Below are 15,751 nucleotides of genomic sequence, written 5' to 3'. Positions count from 1 at the left end.
AGAAAATTATTAGAGTATATACTTTCACTTACCTCTCTCAGTATTGTGTTTTCGCACAAAAAAACACTCGTCATGTAAACGAGTGTTTCGTAATTAGTATGACAACCAATTAAGTGCTGTGTAGATTTTTAAGGCTTTTTAAATTCTTGCAAGTTTATTAAGATTGGGGTTAAATATTGAGTGGTCTTTCACTTGTTTCCAACATACACGTACAGTGAACATGTTTATTTTGTAATGGAAATTTGATTAGCGTATTTCGTATACTTTTGATAAAACTTAATAATATCAATTTACACAGTTTATTAACGTAATTCACTATATCGCATAGTTCATTGTATTTGTTTAACCTATGCAACTTTTGTTACTACCAATGCAGCATTATCATAAGTTATGAGTCCCGTTGAACTTACTATGGCAACTCGTATAACATCACCCTGGTTTAACGCTAATTGGTCTGTTCTTGATACTAAATCTACTTCAATATTAGTAGCAGTTACAAAGGTTTGATATTCAATCTGTTTTGTTGCAAGAGGAGTCCCATTTATAGAGAGGCGAAAAATAATATTATTCGATATTCCTCCTGAACTTGCTCTTAATTCAATTGTAAACGTAACAGTATATACCCCTTGACTATTAACAGTAATAGAATCATCAATTGTACTTGGTGTTGTTCCACTGGAAGGTCCGACTGTGTCGAAATTAACATTTGGATCAATAGTAGGATTTCCTCCAGCTACGTTATATATTGAACCATAAGCTGGGATAAATTGTACTGGTTCTTCTTGAGTTGGCACATTGGGACAACTAGAAACCCTAAACTTGGAGAAACTTTTACAGTCTTCACATCCCTCGCAATCATTGCAAAGCTTATTGAATCCATGATTATTAGACAAATGTATCCTCCCTTCTATTATTTCGATTAGAATATTTTATGTTTTTTAGGTCATATTCGTTTGTACATAAGAAAGGAGTTTGCCCATGACATTTTTCCTTTTAATAAATACTAAGTCCATCCCAGTCATTTAGCTGTTTCATCAATCAGCATATTTCGTTTAACCAATACCTTTTGTACTGAAACTCAGACAAAAATGGTTTGAGTTTTTTTGTGTATGTGAATCCTTTAATTTATCAAAATATTATAGGTGTGTAACTTTTTCTCCAAAAATGAGCATCAAATGGCATAAGCTAGATACTATTATTTTATGTCAACAATTATTCTCGCTACTCTATATTCACCTTCTATCTCTATCGCCATATTGCTATCAATATCATTCGTAATTTCCACAGCCCTTATTTTATATATATTCGTTCCGGTATTCAGCCTGTAACCCTCTTCGTGTTTTGAAGGTAAATCTGTTGTTTGTTCTTTTATTTCTCCGACTTTTTCTTCTAATTTATCATTTGGGATCGGTTCATTAGTAACAATATAATTATGACCATTCCAATTAAATACAGGGAAAGAAATATTGTCTTGATTTCGTTCATTGCACCCAGTTAACAGAAGGAAAGTAACTAAAAATAACAAAATTGATCTTTTTATCATATTTGTTCCTCCACCAACGAAGATGAGGGTATTAACCAAATCTTCTTTTGCATCTTTTTATTTTTTAGTATTCATATAATATTTTTTCATAAGTTCTATCAGCCTATGGATAGTTTTTATAAGTTGTTGAAAAAATTTTCCAGCAACGTTGTATTTTACTTCTTTATAATTTGTCACCATATATACGACTCCACCTACTATAATCTGCATGAATATAAAAACCCGAAGAAGCAGAATGGGCTGCACTTACTGATACAAAGCCATTTGATACACTTACTCCAAATGAAACAGAATTTTATCACTAAAATAGTATCACTATTTACAACCCTTTCACCGAAACAATATATGTTAGGCTTTTATCACTCTACCCTGTTAAATGAAAGGAACATTGAATATTACCCCTATCCCAAATATTGGGTTTATGATAACATATATCTGAATCTTTTAACTTTGGAACATATGAAAGGAAGTGTAATAACCAGATATGAAAAAGATATTGAAACCATTGATTAGTGGTATTGTCATTGGTGCCCTCTCTCTAACGATAAATATAGATAAAAATGTATTAGCTAATGATATTGCAAATACATGTAAGTATGATTCGGCATCGAAGGTCAACCCTGATTATTCCACAATGAACTGTTTGTTAACCGAAACAGCACTGAGTTATAATGTTCCTCCTGAAATTGTGAAGGCAATAGCGGAAGGTGAAAGTGGAAATTGGCGTCATTTCGATAGGAATGGTAAAGCGATTGTGACAGCTGATAATGGAATTGGCATTATGCAAATTACCAATCAAGCAGGCTACAATCAAGATAGACTAAAAAGCGATATTGTCTATAATATTCGAGCTGGTGTGGAGACTCTAGATGATATGTTTAAGCGGAAGGATTTGCCTAGCATCAACAGTGGGGAAAGAGATATATTGGAACATTGGTACTTCGCTATCATGGCTTATAACGGTACTAAGCCAGTAAATAGTCCATTTGTTCAAGCAACTGGGGAAAGAAATGCAAATGCCTATCAAGAAAAAATTCTCCGAATTATTGAGAGATTAGAATTAATAGACTTAACAGAGCTGCCTTTTACACGCGAACATTTTCAATATGACTCTAACAGCAGGGAAAATATTAAATTTTCAGTGATGAACTATGATTTTGATTTACCATTAACAAAATCAAAGTACTTTTTTAAAACAAATCAAAAAGTTAATGCAACAACTAATGTAACAGTTAGGACAAAGCCTACTACGGATAGTCCATCTATGGGTACTTTACGTAAAGGCGAAATTGTTACCATTACTGGTCCTTTTGAATATGAAGCCGTATCAACGAAGAAAAACCATTTTGTTTGGTATCCTGTGAAAAGAAATGACGGGACAGAGGGGTATGTAGCATCAAGTTATTTAAACTACTCAGCTTCAACACCTACAACTCCAGTAGGTAGTATAGATGTATCAAAGTTCGCTGATTACAAGGCAGACCAGTACTGGGCAGAGGATTTTCAATGGGCAGTAAACAAAGGACTTATCAGCGGTTATCCAAACGTATACAACCCTGCAACAAAGAAATACGAAAACTTACTGAAACCAAACACGAATTTAACAGAAAATCAGATGTTATCTGTACTTTTCCGTTACTTTAAGTCTGATGAATTAGCTTCAACAAAACCTAGTTCTTCATGGAGTGCAGATGTAAACTATCAACTAGCAAGTAAGTACGCTCTACCAACCCTTGGTGGTATATCAGCGTCTAAACAGGTATATGCAGTCAAAGACATCACACGTGGTAATTTTGCTCGTATCCTAGCATCTATGCATTATGGAAAAACAGTATCTCAGCCAGAAGCCATCCAGTTTCTACGTGACTTCGACTTAACAACTACTAAAACGGATGCAGAGTTTAAACCAAATGATTCTCTAACAAGAGCGCACGCAGTGGCATTCTTCCACCGTTATGAGCAAATATTCAATAAATAAATTGCTATCTATAAGTGAAAAGGTGACTATAAAAGTCACCTTTCTTCTTTTATATGGTTGTCTAAATGGTGCTATAAAGCCATATGTGAAGTTACGGGAGAGGCTGTGAAAGCATAACAAAAGGACTTGCATATAGGGTAATCAATCATAAACAAAAGTCCTGTTTATATTGATGGAAAGCACCTTCAATCGAGAGTGCTCGATGTAGCTATTGATATCAGCTATCGCTACAATTCAATTGATAAATCTAAGAAAATCAAAAACTTAAGAATTTGGGGTACTTTTTAGGGTACATGCTTTCCCCTACCTCCCCCACTCTGAAAAATTAAAAGTTATAACTCAATGACTTTTTACAAACGCTGAGATATTCACAAAAAAACACTCGTCATGTAAACGAGTGTTTCGTACTTATCATGACAACCACTTAGGTGGTGTGTTTTTTTCCCAATAGATATCGCCAAGGTTGTTGTGTGCCATGAAGTTGTCCTCGACACTGTGGTAATGGAAGTTGTAGTAGTAGCCTTCCTGCGGTCTTTTTTCTGTGCGCACATGGAAGCGAATTAAATCTGTGCCTGTTTCATTGTTGATGACATTGAAAATTTTCTCACCGTAATTACCACTTGGTCTTTCAGAGATGGTTAAAGATGCAGCAGTTTGATCATCAAGATTAGCCACTGTCATTGCAATGGCTTCCTCCATTTTCGGGAAGATGATGCTGTCGAATTCATTGCTAATTTTTGGACCAATTTTTGTGCCAAATTTTATGTACGATTGTTCTCTAGCTGCATCCACCAGTAAGGCATTATAATCAATCGCTTCCTCTTGTATCTGTAGCTGCTCGTCACTGCTATCATCATGCTCAGCAGCTAAAGCAGTGCTTGTCCCTGATGAAGGGCCGATGGATGCACGGTTCGAAGGATTTTGATCAAATGCTTCCCAAATCTCATGTGTAGGCGTTATTAAACCAAATGTTAAAAACGCAACCATGATGACTATACTTTTCTTAACCCACGTTTTCATTTATTGTCACCTACTCTTTATGTACAAATTGGTAATTCTCCTATTATTATATACGTTCTCGCCATTAAAAGGTTTCATATTTCTATAATTCATTGTACAATATTTATGAATAATGTGTCGTTTTTTTAAAGGAGGTACAAAGCATGAGCATCGCAATGGGTATTGGTCTTTTATTAATGTTAGGTTACTTATCATCTTTATGTTTCACGGACTAATTTTTATATTTTGTAATATGTACCCTACTAAGCCCTAAAAGCCTGTTATATGCAGCTTTTGGGGTTTTTTATTTTTCTTTACATTACAATGTATAGTAATGCATGCACACAGTTGGCTTGTTGGGACTAATATAATATTAATAATTCTTGGCGGCGTGTTAAGCAAATTTATGGTTGCATTCAAAAGATGATGAACCATTGAAGCTAAAAGGGATATATCCAGAGTTATTGGGCTTGTTTGTTGTCTTGAAGTTTACCAAAGTAGAAGATATTAAAAAACAAATGAAATAGTATAAAAAATAAGGACCTGACAGCTACAGAGACTGAAGGTCCTTTTTTTTAACCAATTTTGTATAAATTTATCTAAAAAAAGTGTTGCTCCCTTCTTCCATCACATAGGTAATGTCATAAATGGGTTGAGTGAAAAGAATGGAGGAAATTCACTGTTAAATCAGATTCTATCTATCAATATAGTCTTAGAATTAATCCAATGCGAATTTGCATAAATAGACTTGCTACAGGGAAGACTTTTTAAAGAAAATTATGGAGGTGCGAATTACGTGTTTGAGAAAAAATTAGCACTTCATGAAACTATGGAATTTCATGAAGTCATTAACTTTATGACAACTAGTTTACTTAAATCGAAGCTGAGTCAAGGTGTGGTCTTTGATGATGATTTAAGAGCGTTATTGGACAAAAATGTAAAATTATCTACCCCGGCACTCACTGCTATGGTTAAGCTCTACTCAAAATCGGAATTGGAATATTAGGAGGACAATTGTATGCAAGACTATTTAGATCCTATAAATTCAGTTGGAATGCCTGAACTAACTGATTCGGGGATTGCTCTTGAGTTTTTACTTACAACCAAAACGGGTATTCGGAATCTTTCAATTGCCTTAACAGAAACAGCTTCTCCTGCTCTTCAGAAAATCTTGAGAACTCAGCTGGATGTCATGGTTGATTTATATTTCGAAATTTCTGAACTGATGGTAAAAAAAGAATGGCTAAAACCTTATGATCTTGCAGGTCAAAAGGAACTGGATATTAAATCAGCAGAAAATGCGATTAGTATTGCCCAGTTGGATTTATTCCCTAAAGATATGAATCGAAAAGGAATGTTCCCTACCCCACCGAAAAAATAAACGAAAATGAGGGATTTTTTAATGAAAGCTGTCACTTTTCAAGGTGTAAAAAATGTTGAGGTTAAAGAAGTACAAGACCCTAAAATAAAAAAAGCCGATGATATTATTGTTCGTTTAACCACTACTGCCATTTGCGGGTCAGACTTGCATTTGCTTCATGGTATGATTCCGAATCTTGGACAAGATTATGTCATTGGTCATGAACCAATGGGTATTGTAGAAGAAGTTGGAAAAGATGTGACGAAGGTTAAAAAGGGTGACAGGATTGTCATTCCTTTTAATATTGCATGCGGGGAATGCTGGTACTGCAATCATGATCTAGAAAGTCAATGTGATAATGCAAACGATAATGGCGAAATGGGTGCCTACTTTGGTTATTCAGACACAACGGGCGGTTTTCCAGGAGGACAGGCAGAGTTTATGCGAGTGCCCTATGGTAATTTTATCCCTTTCAAAATTCCAGAGAAATCAGAAGTTCCTGATGAAAGTCTTGTTCTCCTTGCTGATGCCGCATCTACTGCTTTTTGGAGTGTAGATAATGCTGGTGTAAAGAAAGGAGATACTGTTATTATTCTTGGCTGCGGACCTGTTGGACTGCTAGCACAAAAATTTGCTTGGCTGAAAGGAGCAGAAAGAGTAATCGCAGTTGACTACATTGGGTATCGTCTTAAACATGCAAAGAAGACAAATAATGTGGAAATCGTTAACTTTGAAGACCATGAAAATTGTGGCGAATACTTGAAAGAGATTACCAAGGGTGGTGCAGACGTTGTCATTGATTGCGTAGGGATGAGCGGAAAAATGACGCCTCTAGAATTTCTTGCAAGTGGGGTAAAACTTCAAGGTGGTGCTATGGGCGCCCTTGTCACAGCCAGTCAAGCTGTACGTAAAGGAGGAACAATCCAAATTACCGGTGTATACGGCGGTCGATACAATGCCTTCCCACTTGGAGATATATTCCAACGCAATGTAGCGATTCGTACTGGACAGGCTCCAGTTGTTCATATCATGCCCCATGTCTATAACCTAATGGCTGAAGGAAAAGTGAATGTCGGTGATATCATTACACATGTACTCCCCCTTGAAAAAGCAAAACATGCTTATGAAATATTCGATACAAAGCAAGAAGGTTGCATTAAAGTGGTTTTAAAACCCTAATATAGAAGTTTTCAGGTACTTTTGTCTCTGCATTGCAAAAGTACCTTTTTCATTGACCTAGGGGTACATATTTATATTATTACTTCTGCTTCAAAATGGCATTAATATTTGAGCACCAAGCCCCTTCGACTGGCGAACTACATTTTGATCAACTGAACTAACCCCTCCCTAATCAAAAATCATTATGTAGCGATTCCTTTCATTGAACAACTTCTAATGATAAATAATTAGTTTGGCAAAACAGTTGAATAAGTTCTTGAACTACCTTAGATATCCACCATTATTAATATCAAATGTCGCACCTGTGTAATGCTTTGATCTATCTGACAAGAGGAAAATAACAGTATCAGCAACATCTTTAGGCATTACAGGTGTATCGATGAGCTGATGATTTAAATATTCCTCTTTTCTCCAAATAGGTATTGCATCCATCATAGGAGTGTTTACCATTGTAGGGGCAATGGCATTAACTGTGATGTATGGTGAGAAATTCACTGCACAGCTTTTAGTTAATCCCAATATAGCAGCTTTTGAGAGTCCATATATTGCATCTGAACTGCCTTCCATACCTGATACAGAAGACATATTCACGATGACTCCCTTACGTTCGCTCTGAAGTAGATATTTCCCGAACATTTGAGAAAAATAAATACATCCCTTTAAATTTATATCTATGACTTTATCAATTTCCACAGTTTGATAATCCAGTATATTCTTACCCAAATAAATCCCTGCATTATTAACTAAACTATCCACATCACAATGTTCTCTTTCCAAATTTCCAAAAAAATTGACAACTTCTTCATAAATACTTACATCTAATTGATATGTATACAAATCTGAAGGGACATTCATTGATTGTTTTAATGCCATTAAGGCGTCTTCATTAATATCACAAGCAAGTACTGAAGCACCTTCATCTAAACATTGTTTAACAATTTCTTTTCCTATACCAGAAGCTGCACCTGTTACTATTACTTTTCTATTTTTAAGCATCATCTATTTTACCCCTTTATTAAAAAGTTAGGATGTTATGAAAAACTCTACCTAAGTTTACGAGAAAAATAAACTAATAAGTGCTAAAATAGCAGGTCCACCTTGTTTTAATAGAATCGATTTAGAGCTTGTTAAGCTACCATACAAAGCGACAATGAATACAAAGATTAAAAAAATGGCAACAATTTCAGTTTGCTGATGTGACAAAAATAATCCATACAATAAGGCGATCGCAATCAGACCATTATAAACCCCTTGATTTTTGAAAAGAACTTGAACATTTGCATTTTCTAACGCTTCTTCAGACAGATTAAATGTTTTTGCTGTTCTTTTAGAAGTAGTTGCAAACGTTTCTAAATACATAATATACAAATGCTCTGCTGCTACGACTAAGCTTAAAATAAAAGTTAATGAAGACATCCTATTCCCTCCTAAAAAATCTTTAAAAAAGCAATGTCCTCAAGTGTATCAAGGACATTGCTTGAAACTATTTATTAAAACGAACAATGCGGTCTATTGGTAGGCGTGAAGAACCATATGCTGGGGCTGCCGCTTCACCAATGGCTAATAATAAAATAGGAATTTCATTTGCTGGTAATTCCATGTATTCAGCGAATTTTGCTTTATCAAATCCACCCATCGGAACGGTATCATAGCCCATTTCCTTCGCTAATAGCATGATTTGCATCGATACTAAGCCAGCATCAAAGTGTACGATATTTTCTAATGTTTTTGTTGGTGCTGAACCATACATTGTCAGCGCATCTTGTGCAAGCTTATTGGCAATTGGTTCTGGCATATAGCCCAGCTCCACGTTTTTTGCATAGATTTCCTCAGCATTTACATACATCTCTATATCACCAATGACAGCAATAATGGCAGAGGCTGTTTCGATTTGCTCTTGATTAAATGAAAAGAAGTTGATATTCTTCTGAATTTCCTTATCATCAATGACAAGAAAGCGCCATGGCTGCATATTACTTGAAGAAGGTGCTGAAGTAGCATCCTGCAACAGCTGCATGATTGTTTCACGCGGAATTTTAGTCTCTGCATTGTATTTACGAACAGATTTACGCATTTGCATAATTTGTTTTAATGGTGTAGTTGATAACATGTAGTTTCCCTCTTTTCACAATTTAAACTGCTTTTATTGTTACATTAATATTGCCCATTGTTGCTTTTGAATATGGGCATACCGTATGTGTGACCTCTAATAATTCCTGTACTTCCTCCACTGCTAGTCCTTCAATATGCCCTTCGATTTCCACTGCAAGCACATAGTCAAAAGAAGCTTGCTCCATTAATTTCACTGTTACTTTAATGGTTGATGCATTTTTTAGTTTCTTTTGGCGTTTGATTAAATCTAATGCACTATTAAAGCAAGCACTATAGCCAGCCGCAAATAATTGTTCTGGGTTTGTAACATCCGCTAATTTGGAGCCTGGTGGTGCAATTTTTAACGATAAAGATTGATCTTCTGCATAGGATGTGCCACTACGGCCACCTTCATTAATCATTGTAGTTGCGTATAATTCTTTCATAACTGAAAACCCCTTATCTTTTGTTATTAATTAAATTGTGTACAATCTAATTTTTACAAATTGAATTGTACACAATTTAATTGCGTTTGACAAGTAGGAACTTTATTTTTAATATAAATGGTAGTAGAAGAACTTTAAGAGGGGATTTTTATGCCTAATCATTTAGATAACCAGCTGTGCTTTCTTTTGTATGCAACATCAAAGGAAATCACTCGGCAATATACATTATTATTGAAGCCTTACGATCTTACTTATACAGGCTATATCACTTTATTAGCTTTAGAGGAAAACGAACAGATAACGGTGAAAGAATTGGGCCAACGTTTATTTTTAGATTCAGGAACATTAACACCGTTGTTAAAAAAATTAGAGGCAAAGAATTACATTTGTCGTGAACGTTCTAAGGAGGACGAACGATTAATGAAAATATATTTAACCAAGGAAGGCGTAGATGTAAGAAGGAAACTACCTGAAGTGTCTCGCCAAGTGATGAAGCAATCGAATATCTCAGAGCAGCAATTTGTACAACTGAAAAATGTACTTCAAGATATCGTTTATAACGATTGGAAAATAAAAGATGAAAACTAACACATAGCTATTCCACTAATAGGATGAATATGTAAATAAGAAGGATTGGAGCTACATTGGCTTCAATCTTTTTTGTTTTTCTCTCCCTGATCCCCTCAAATGTTAATAATCATGTGGCTACCGTTAAAATTTAGTATACTTACATTTATTAATTAGTTTAATTTACAGCATAGATAAGTAATTTTGAAAGTAGAGGTGTTTGGATGAAAACATGGACAAAGACTATAAACATAAATGCCCCCATCGAAAACGTTTGGACATTACTTGATGGCTCTTTAGCTGACATGCAGAAGATTATGCCACAGGTAATTGAAAACAAGCCTGTAAAAGTAACAGAAGAAGGGGTTGGCAGTATTTATCGCCAAAAATATAAAGAAGGAAAACGTATCGAAACGTATGATGTAGAAACATTGGAATATTCGAATACACCTGATAAAAAAATATTGAAAGTAGGCTTTGTACTCGCTAATTTGTTTGAAATTACGGCTTACTATGAATTAAATAAAATAAATGAAACAGAGACTTCCTTTACTTATTCCGTAACAAATAATGCGTTAAAATGGTTCGTCAAATTATTTTTATTGTTTGCATCGGACAAAGTAGTCGTACAATTTTTAGAACGGGTCAAAACAGTTGCTGAAGCGCAAGACTAGCACCTAAAAAATAAACCGTAGAACTCCCCTTGAGGTGAGCTTCTACGGTTTATTTTTTACTAAAAGTCTGAACCTGTAATTTCTTTTAACTTACCGTTTTCTTTAATCTTTTTAAGGCCTTCATTTAACTTATCTAAAAGCTCTTTGTTCCCCTTTTGAACCATGAAACCATAGTATTCTTTTTCGAAGGAATCATCTTTAATTACTTTGATTTTGTCATTTGGATGTGCCTTGATATATTCATAAACAACTGAATTATCTCCAATCGCCGCTTCTACGTTGCCATTCAGCATCTCTTGAATAGCAATTGGTTGATTTTCGAAAGCAAAAATGTTGGGACTAGATTCACCCTGTAGCTTCTTGGCAGCCATATGACCAGTAGCATTAATTTGTACAGAAATCTTTTTATCTTTTAATTCATCCAATGATTGGATCTTTGAATCTTCTTTCACCACGATTAATAATTGAGATTCGTAGTACGGCTCAGTAAAATCAAATGTTTCCTTACGCTCGTCCGTAATTGTAATCCCTGCACCACCAATATCTGTTTCACCATTTTTAATTGTTTGGAATACAGGCTCCCAACCAATACTTTCCCACTTCACTTCAAAATCCATTTCATCCGCGATTGCTTGTAACACATCCACATCAATCCCTACAATATTCCCTTTATCATCAAGAGATACGATAGGTGCAAATGTAGCCTCAGTACCTACCTTATAAACTTTTTTACTATCTCCATCACCTGATGATGTATTGTCTTTCGAGCCGCAACCCGCTAAAACTAGCGTGAAAGCTGCCATAATTGTAAGCAACACCATTAAATTTCTTTTCATAGCCCATCCCCCTAGTATGATATTTTTTCCATAATGCGTATTATTTTTCGCAATTCGGAAATGTGAGACTATTACGTAAATTATAGTGACAATATTCTCTTTAGACAATACTTTTTTGTATAAAAATAATCATTTCTTTATAAATAGTATTATTCAATCTCGTTTTTAGGATAAAAAGGAATAAATAGTTAACTAGATGATATAAAAAAAGAATCCCCTTTAGGAAATTCTTTTTTTGAGCACCTAAATTTTTATCGTAATGGATGTTCAAAATTCCAATTTGTATAAATGGCAGCAGCCTGAACTGGGTTTGAGGAGGTATCTTCTGTATAGCCGCCAATTAAATTACCTACTCTAAAAGTAGGCTCAAATAGCTGTTCCTCCTTAGGTGGTGCTGTCGGTCCGTCTATTCCTATTTTGGTTTTGTCTGTCACGACTACTTCCATACCGTTATCCAATGTAAAGCTCAGCCCATCTTCTCCGACTTCTGTAATGGTCCCTTCGATATTTACTAGCGCACTTGCTGCAGGAGCTGAATGGTCCGCAACAATTCTCTCCGTCAAATCAATTGGTGTATCATGATTGATATTTACCATAGCAAGGACAGCAATCACTGCACAGGCTACTAAGCTTCCAACACTAATTCTTACTTTTTTCATAAAGGACCTCTTTTCATATTTCATCATCTCTTCCTGCATCTTACGCTTAAATTCCTCAGAAGCATGAATCTGCTTCATCACATTCTTATAAGCATTCATCATACTTTGCTCCCCTCTTCTAGAATCGTTTTCAGCTTCATTCGTGCCCTTCTGAGCTTTGAGCCTACTGTATTTACGTTAATCTCTAATAAATCAGCCATTTCTGCCGTTGTATAGCCCTCGTAATAATGTAAATAAACAATGACTCTCTCTTCTGAAGGAAGCTCAAAAATTTCAGTAAGAACCATCTGCTCCTCTTTTGCAATAAAGGCCATTTCGTCTGTAATGGGTACCGTATTCTTCACACGTGAGGACTTAAAATAATCCTTGCACTTATTAAATGTCACCTTTATGAGCCAAGCCTTTAAATGTGCTTCATGAGCGAAGGGCTTGTTCTGCCTCATCAGTGTCATATAAACCTCCTGCACAATGTCCTCCGCCTCAGCCATATTTTTGGTCTGATGCACAGCAATTCGTATGAGGGTGTCACTATATGTTTGAACAATTTCTTGCAAACTTATGCCAGCAAACTTTATCATATTTTTCACCTAACCTCCTTCATGACATAATACGATTCAACTTTATCTATTCGTGCAACAGATACACTTTAGCTTCATTTTAATAAAAAGAAGAAACCATTCATAAGACATACAAATGTATCCCCCTAATAAATTACTGAATAATAGCCATGCAAAAACCCGCAAACCGTAGATGATTTGCGGGTCCCTCTCTTCATTGCCAAGCTCGATTGTTCCATTGCTTGAAAAATTCGTCCTCAGCCAAAATAGCTTCATAAACAGGGATAAAGAATTGTTTCAGAATCCCTGTCATCTCGAGTGTAGAAGTTAGCTCGATTGTAAAATGATGACGATCAAATAAGTCCACAATATACGCCTGCAATCTTCGTCCTTCAATAGTTTGCGTTTGTAGCAATTGTTGTACTTCATTTATTGTTTTTTCAGTCTTTTCTAATGCTGGGTACTGGTAAATTTCGATAAATTTTTGTGCCAGTACGAATTCTGTTGGATATGTATAAACTACCGCAGCCTTATTGTCTAGCAAGCTCGGAAAATTAATGGTCTTTGGTGTTATTCGCATGTTTTCTTTAAAGGTAATCCAAACTTCTATGTATACAGTCATTTTGCCCAATGTAGCTGGTATGCTTAGTTGAATATTGTCACTCGATACAGACGATTCGATCCGCTGTGCATCCCATTCAATGCCATCCGCTGGTATTGCTAGTGAGCAAATTTCTTTAAAGGCCTGTTTCACTATATCGTGTTGATGAACGCTTGCTTGAGCTGTCAGCGTGACTTCATTGGAAGGCTTCACCAATCCATTTGTTAAAGCAAATAATAATAGATCCCCATCTAGATAAAATTGATCTTCATAGGAGGATATGGATAGACGATAAAGCAGTCTTTCTTGGCAATAGCGTGATACTAGCTGATCCATATTGTCTTGCCGTATAGCCATTTCTTCTAATTGTGTCACGACATTCGTCGATAGTGTGTCGATATTTCCCATTGACATCCCTCACCTTTTTGATTTTTCTGATTTCTTTAGGCAGAATTTAGATTTTTACTAAAATTCATGCTTTTATTATCACTTATTTATGGAAGAGAGTAAACGGTAATGTATACCAAAAAGGCCTGTCATGGTTGGACATGACTGGCCTTAAAATTAGACAAGGGGCAGCCTCGCTGTTGCGAAACTACCCCTTTAGTATTTATAGGTAACATTCTCGTAAATTGTAAAAGTCTCAACCCAATCGTCTGGGGAATATTATCTTGAAACCAGATTCGTTTCATCACCGCGGTAAAATTCCACTGTGTGCCTTCTAACTTAAGCAACGCAAACCCTACCATCTTTTGCGTCCTTGCAGCCCCAAAGCATGCGCCAGTGTGAATAAGTATCTACAAAAACAAAAAGCAGAATGCCAGATTACGGAAATATGCTACCTAAAATAGCACGTGTTCTATTATAGCACCTTATACTATAAAAGTAAAGTACTATAAAAAATTACCAAGGAATCTCCTTAGAGCATTTAATCTGATAGCCCTTTTCAGCTGCCCATTGGAGAAGTGTTTGCCAAAAGTTTTCACAGGCAGCTATGATTTGCTGAGGATTCGTTAGATTGCCTGTCATGACCATTTCAGCTAATGCTTTTAACCCGTGTGGCTGATCATCCATCGCTAAAGCCTCAGGTAATACTTGTGCAGATGTTGTATAGCACTGCTTATGGTGTAATCCTACTATCATGGCACCTGTCATCGCTATTTTCATCGCCAGTATCGGCAAAAATGTGTTGGGACCCTGAACAGCTATGTTCCTTAATTTCCCCATGTATTCATACATTTCTTCTACAATGGTTTTGCAAATTGCTTCCTTAAATCGGGCATTCTCCACAGTGGCCGCTTTGTCTTTGAGTTCTAGAAAAAAGCCAGAAGGATCGTAAAGTGGCTGTAAATCGACAAACTTCCCATTTGTTAATGGCCAATCTTCCTGAACCGTTATTGCTTCTTCGATAATCACTTCTGCCTGATCGAAATTAACCTCTGCCTTCCAATCTCCTGCTGTCCATTCATAGCTATAGCTGTGCTCTAATTCATGACAGATACACTTAAGCTCAATGTCAGAAAACGGACCATCCGTTTTTCTAGCCAACGAGCCATAAATACCAATTGCTCGAACATTTCCTCCATATTTTGCGAGAACTTGTTGCGCAATCGAATGGGCAATCTGCCTGCGTTCATCACTTGTCTTTTTTCTTGGTCCAATCATTTACATCGCTCCTTTTATAAGTAAGATCGTTGTTATTGAACCAAGGTGGACCACGGGCTTAACGAGGAATTTTTGCTGGTAACATCATCAAAACCTCCTTTCATCACATTTCCTGTAATTTAATAGAGCATACAAAATCGATATGAAACGCTTCATGGCTTACAGATTGAATGTGACCCTCATATTTCATGTCATATAGTAAAATTATTGCATTATAAGCTTTCTGTAGTTCATTGCCCATTTTGGCTAGCACTTGATGTTTAAATTGCTGCGAATAGGAAAATTCATCACAAAGTAGTTGCTTAAGTTGATTTGAAGCTGCTTCGTAAAATAGTGCTTCACAAAAATCCTCGTCGAAGGTTAAGCCGAAATCGTATTCAAATTGATTGTAGAATTCATCATAAAGTGCTTTAAACTCTTCCTCACAAGTACGGTGCTGATTTTCTGGTAAAAAAAGCTTTGCTAATTTTTGTGAAAAGGCTTCGTCCGTTTCATCTTCTCCCTGATAGACAGTGGCAAGATATGTATGTAACTGTTCTTCGCTTGTAAAATGACCAGCCCATATGGAAACATAGCCATTTTGTTCATCATCCATG

The 15,751-nt window shown here is 35.9% G+C and carries 19 protein-coding genes; 6 read left to right on the top strand and 13 right to left on the bottom strand.

Annotated features, from left to right (window positions below; translation table 11 throughout):
• Positions 1 to 347: 347 nt before the first annotated feature.
• Positions 348 to 893 (bottom strand): hypothetical protein, encoded by a 546-nt coding sequence (locus tag L6W14_RS09905; RefSeq protein WP_237900642.1) that lies wholly within the window; start codon positions 891 to 893, stop codon positions 348 to 350.
• 302 nt (positions 894 to 1,195) lie between these two features.
• Positions 1,196 to 1,543 (bottom strand): hypothetical protein, encoded by a 348-nt coding sequence (locus L6W14_RS09900; protein ID WP_237900640.1) that lies wholly within the window; start codon positions 1,541 to 1,543, stop codon positions 1,196 to 1,198.
• 484 nt (positions 1,544 to 2,027) lie between these two features.
• Between L6W14_RS09900 and L6W14_RS09895 the strand changes: the two genes are divergently transcribed.
• Complete coding sequence (locus L6W14_RS09895) at positions 2,028 to 3,521, top strand: SH3 domain-containing protein (RefSeq protein ID WP_237900638.1); 1,494 nt, start codon at positions 2,028 to 2,030, stop codon at positions 3,519 to 3,521.
• A gap of 411 nt (positions 3,522 to 3,932) precedes the next feature.
• Here L6W14_RS09895 and L6W14_RS09890 read toward each other — a convergent pair whose 3' ends face one another.
• Positions 3,933 to 4,541: a YpjP family protein gene (locus L6W14_RS09890; RefSeq protein WP_036080766.1), complete on the bottom strand. Its 609-nt coding sequence runs from the start codon at positions 4,539 to 4,541 to the stop codon at positions 3,933 to 3,935.
• A 775-nt stretch (positions 4,542 to 5,316) separates the two neighbouring features.
• On the opposite strand from L6W14_RS09890, the gene L6W14_RS09885 reads away from it, so the two are divergent.
• From L6W14_RS09885 to L6W14_RS09875, 3 genes are read left to right on the top strand one after another with little or no spacing between them, the layout of a single operon-like run.
• Positions 5,317 to 5,526 carry a hypothetical protein gene (locus L6W14_RS09885; RefSeq protein WP_016993944.1) on the top strand — a complete coding sequence of 70 codons (210 nt, stop codon included), beginning with the start codon at positions 5,317 to 5,319 and terminating at the stop codon, positions 5,524 to 5,526.
• Positions 5,527 to 5,538: 12 nt separating this feature from the next.
• Positions 5,539 to 5,901, top strand: coding sequence for a spore coat protein (locus L6W14_RS09880; protein ID WP_048394572.1), 363 nt, complete (start codon positions 5,539 to 5,541; stop codon positions 5,899 to 5,901).
• Positions 5,902 to 5,922: 21 nt separating this feature from the next.
• Entirely contained in the window at positions 5,923 to 7,059 is a 1,137-nt protein-coding gene (locus tag L6W14_RS09875; protein ID WP_112118787.1) for a zinc-dependent alcohol dehydrogenase, read from the top strand.
• A 261-nt stretch (positions 7,060 to 7,320) separates the two neighbouring features.
• Here the strand turns inward: L6W14_RS09875 and L6W14_RS09870 are convergent, their stop codons facing one another.
• The 4 genes from L6W14_RS09870 to L6W14_RS09855 form a co-directional block, all read right to left on the bottom strand.
• Positions 7,321 to 8,055, bottom strand: coding sequence for an SDR family NAD(P)-dependent oxidoreductase (locus tag L6W14_RS09870; RefSeq protein WP_237900955.1), 735 nt, complete (start codon positions 8,053 to 8,055; stop codon positions 7,321 to 7,323).
• Positions 8,056 to 8,112: 57 nt separating this feature from the next.
• Entirely contained in the window at positions 8,113 to 8,475 is a 363-nt protein-coding gene (locus L6W14_RS09865) for a DUF1304 domain-containing protein (RefSeq protein ID WP_237900636.1), read from the bottom strand.
• Between the two features lie 67 nt (positions 8,476 to 8,542).
• Positions 8,543 to 9,169 carry a nitroreductase family protein gene (locus tag L6W14_RS09860; protein WP_066037868.1) on the bottom strand — a complete coding sequence of 209 codons (627 nt, stop codon included), beginning with the start codon at positions 9,167 to 9,169 and terminating at the stop codon, positions 8,543 to 8,545.
• 22 nt (positions 9,170 to 9,191) lie between these two features.
• Entirely contained in the window at positions 9,192 to 9,596 is a 405-nt protein-coding gene (locus L6W14_RS09855) for an Ohr family peroxiredoxin (protein ID WP_131520372.1), read from the bottom strand.
• A gap of 150 nt (positions 9,597 to 9,746) precedes the next feature.
• Between L6W14_RS09855 and L6W14_RS09850 the strand changes: the two genes are divergently transcribed.
• Positions 9,747 to 10,184 carry a MarR family winged helix-turn-helix transcriptional regulator gene (locus L6W14_RS09850; protein WP_054549302.1) on the top strand — a complete coding sequence of 146 codons (438 nt, stop codon included), beginning with the start codon at positions 9,747 to 9,749 and terminating at the stop codon, positions 10,182 to 10,184.
• A 203-nt stretch (positions 10,185 to 10,387) separates the two neighbouring features.
• Positions 10,388 to 10,837 (top strand): SRPBCC family protein, encoded by a 450-nt coding sequence (locus L6W14_RS09845; RefSeq protein WP_237900634.1) that lies wholly within the window; start codon positions 10,388 to 10,390, stop codon positions 10,835 to 10,837.
• 59 nt (positions 10,838 to 10,896) lie between these two features.
• Here L6W14_RS09845 and L6W14_RS09840 read toward each other — a convergent pair whose 3' ends face one another.
• From L6W14_RS09840 to L6W14_RS09815, 6 genes are all read right to left on the bottom strand, one after another.
• Positions 10,897 to 11,673 carry a basic amino acid ABC transporter substrate-binding protein gene (locus L6W14_RS09840; RefSeq protein WP_004228443.1) on the bottom strand — a complete coding sequence of 259 codons (777 nt, stop codon included), beginning with the start codon at positions 11,671 to 11,673 and terminating at the stop codon, positions 10,897 to 10,899.
• Positions 11,674 to 11,924: 251 nt separating this feature from the next.
• Positions 11,925 to 12,434 carry a hypothetical protein gene (locus L6W14_RS09835; RefSeq protein ID WP_237900632.1) on the bottom strand — a complete coding sequence of 170 codons (510 nt, stop codon included), beginning with the start codon at positions 12,432 to 12,434 and terminating at the stop codon, positions 11,925 to 11,927.
• Complete coding sequence (locus L6W14_RS09830) at positions 12,431 to 12,910, bottom strand: RNA polymerase sigma factor (RefSeq protein WP_237900953.1); 480 nt, start codon at positions 12,908 to 12,910, stop codon at positions 12,431 to 12,433. The genes L6W14_RS09835 and L6W14_RS09830 overlap by 4 nt, the downstream gene beginning before the upstream one ends.
• Positions 12,911 to 13,103: 193 nt before the next feature.
• Positions 13,104 to 13,898, bottom strand: a complete 795-nt coding sequence (locus L6W14_RS09825; RefSeq protein ID WP_237900630.1) for a nucleotidyl transferase AbiEii/AbiGii toxin family protein — start codon at positions 13,896 to 13,898, stop codon at positions 13,104 to 13,106.
• 495 nt (positions 13,899 to 14,393) lie between these two features.
• Positions 14,394 to 15,155, bottom strand: coding sequence for an ANT(4')-I family aminoglycoside nucleotidyltransferase (locus L6W14_RS09820; protein ID WP_237900628.1), 762 nt, complete (start codon positions 15,153 to 15,155; stop codon positions 14,394 to 14,396).
• Between the two features lie 103 nt (positions 15,156 to 15,258).
• On the bottom strand, positions 15,259 to 15,750 hold the full coding sequence (locus L6W14_RS09815; protein ID WP_237900626.1) for an immunity 22 family protein: 492 nt from the start codon (positions 15,748 to 15,750) through the stop codon (positions 15,259 to 15,261).
• Position 15,751 lies beyond the last annotated feature (1 nt).

This window comes from Lysinibacillus sp. ACHW1.5, from assembly GCF_022014815.1.
GTDB lineage: Bacteria > Bacillota > Bacilli > Bacillales_A > Planococcaceae > Lysinibacillus > Lysinibacillus capsici.
This window is presented reverse-complemented; position numbering and strand designations above follow the sequence as displayed.

Excerpts from the sequence above, each read along its gene's own strand:
- L6W14_RS09900 (WP_237900640.1), bottom strand. The coding sequence starts at position 1,543 with ATGATAAAAAGATCAATTTTGTTATTTTTAGTTACTTTCCTTCTGTTA.
- L6W14_RS09895 (WP_237900638.1), top strand. The coding sequence starts at position 2,028 with ATGAAAAAGATATTGAAACCATTGATTAGTGGTATTGTCATTGGTGCC.
- L6W14_RS09890 (WP_036080766.1), bottom strand. The coding sequence starts at position 4,541 with ATGAAAACGTGGGTTAAGAAAAGTATAGTCATCATGGTTGCGTTTTTA.
- L6W14_RS09880 (WP_048394572.1), top strand. The coding sequence starts at position 5,539 with ATGCAAGACTATTTAGATCCTATAAATTCAGTTGGAATGCCTGAACTA.
- L6W14_RS09875 (WP_112118787.1), top strand. The coding sequence starts at position 5,923 with ATGAAAGCTGTCACTTTTCAAGGTGTAAAAAATGTTGAGGTTAAAGAA.
- L6W14_RS09870 (WP_237900955.1), bottom strand. The coding sequence starts at position 8,055 with ATGCTTAAAAATAGAAAAGTAATAGTAACAGGTGCAGCTTCTGGTATA.
- L6W14_RS09865 (WP_237900636.1), bottom strand. The coding sequence starts at position 8,475 with ATGTCTTCATTAACTTTTATTTTAAGCTTAGTCGTAGCAGCAGAGCAT.
- L6W14_RS09860 (WP_066037868.1), bottom strand. The coding sequence starts at position 9,169 with ATGTTATCAACTACACCATTAAAACAAATTATGCAAATGCGTAAATCT.
- L6W14_RS09855 (WP_131520372.1), bottom strand. The coding sequence starts at position 9,596 with ATGAAAGAATTATACGCAACTACAATGATTAATGAAGGTGGCCGTAGT.
- L6W14_RS09850 (WP_054549302.1), top strand. The coding sequence starts at position 9,747 with ATGCCTAATCATTTAGATAACCAGCTGTGCTTTCTTTTGTATGCAACA.
- L6W14_RS09845 (WP_237900634.1), top strand. The coding sequence starts at position 10,388 with ATGAAAACATGGACAAAGACTATAAACATAAATGCCCCCATCGAAAAC.
- L6W14_RS09840 (WP_004228443.1), bottom strand. The coding sequence starts at position 11,673 with ATGAAAAGAAATTTAATGGTGTTGCTTACAATTATGGCAGCTTTCACG.
- L6W14_RS09835 (WP_237900632.1), bottom strand. The coding sequence starts at position 12,434 with ATGATGAATGCTTATAAGAATGTGATGAAGCAGATTCATGCTTCTGAG.
- L6W14_RS09830 (WP_237900953.1), bottom strand. The coding sequence starts at position 12,910 with ATGATAAAGTTTGCTGGCATAAGTTTGCAAGAAATTGTTCAAACATAT.
- L6W14_RS09825 (WP_237900630.1), bottom strand. The coding sequence starts at position 13,898 with ATGGGAAATATCGACACACTATCGACGAATGTCGTGACACAATTAGAA.
- L6W14_RS09820 (WP_237900628.1), bottom strand. The coding sequence starts at position 15,155 with ATGATTGGACCAAGAAAAAAGACAAGTGATGAACGCAGGCAGATTGCC.
- L6W14_RS09815 (WP_237900626.1), bottom strand. The coding sequence starts at position 15,750 with ATGGATGATGAACAAAATGGCTATGTTTCCATATGGGCTGGTCATTTT.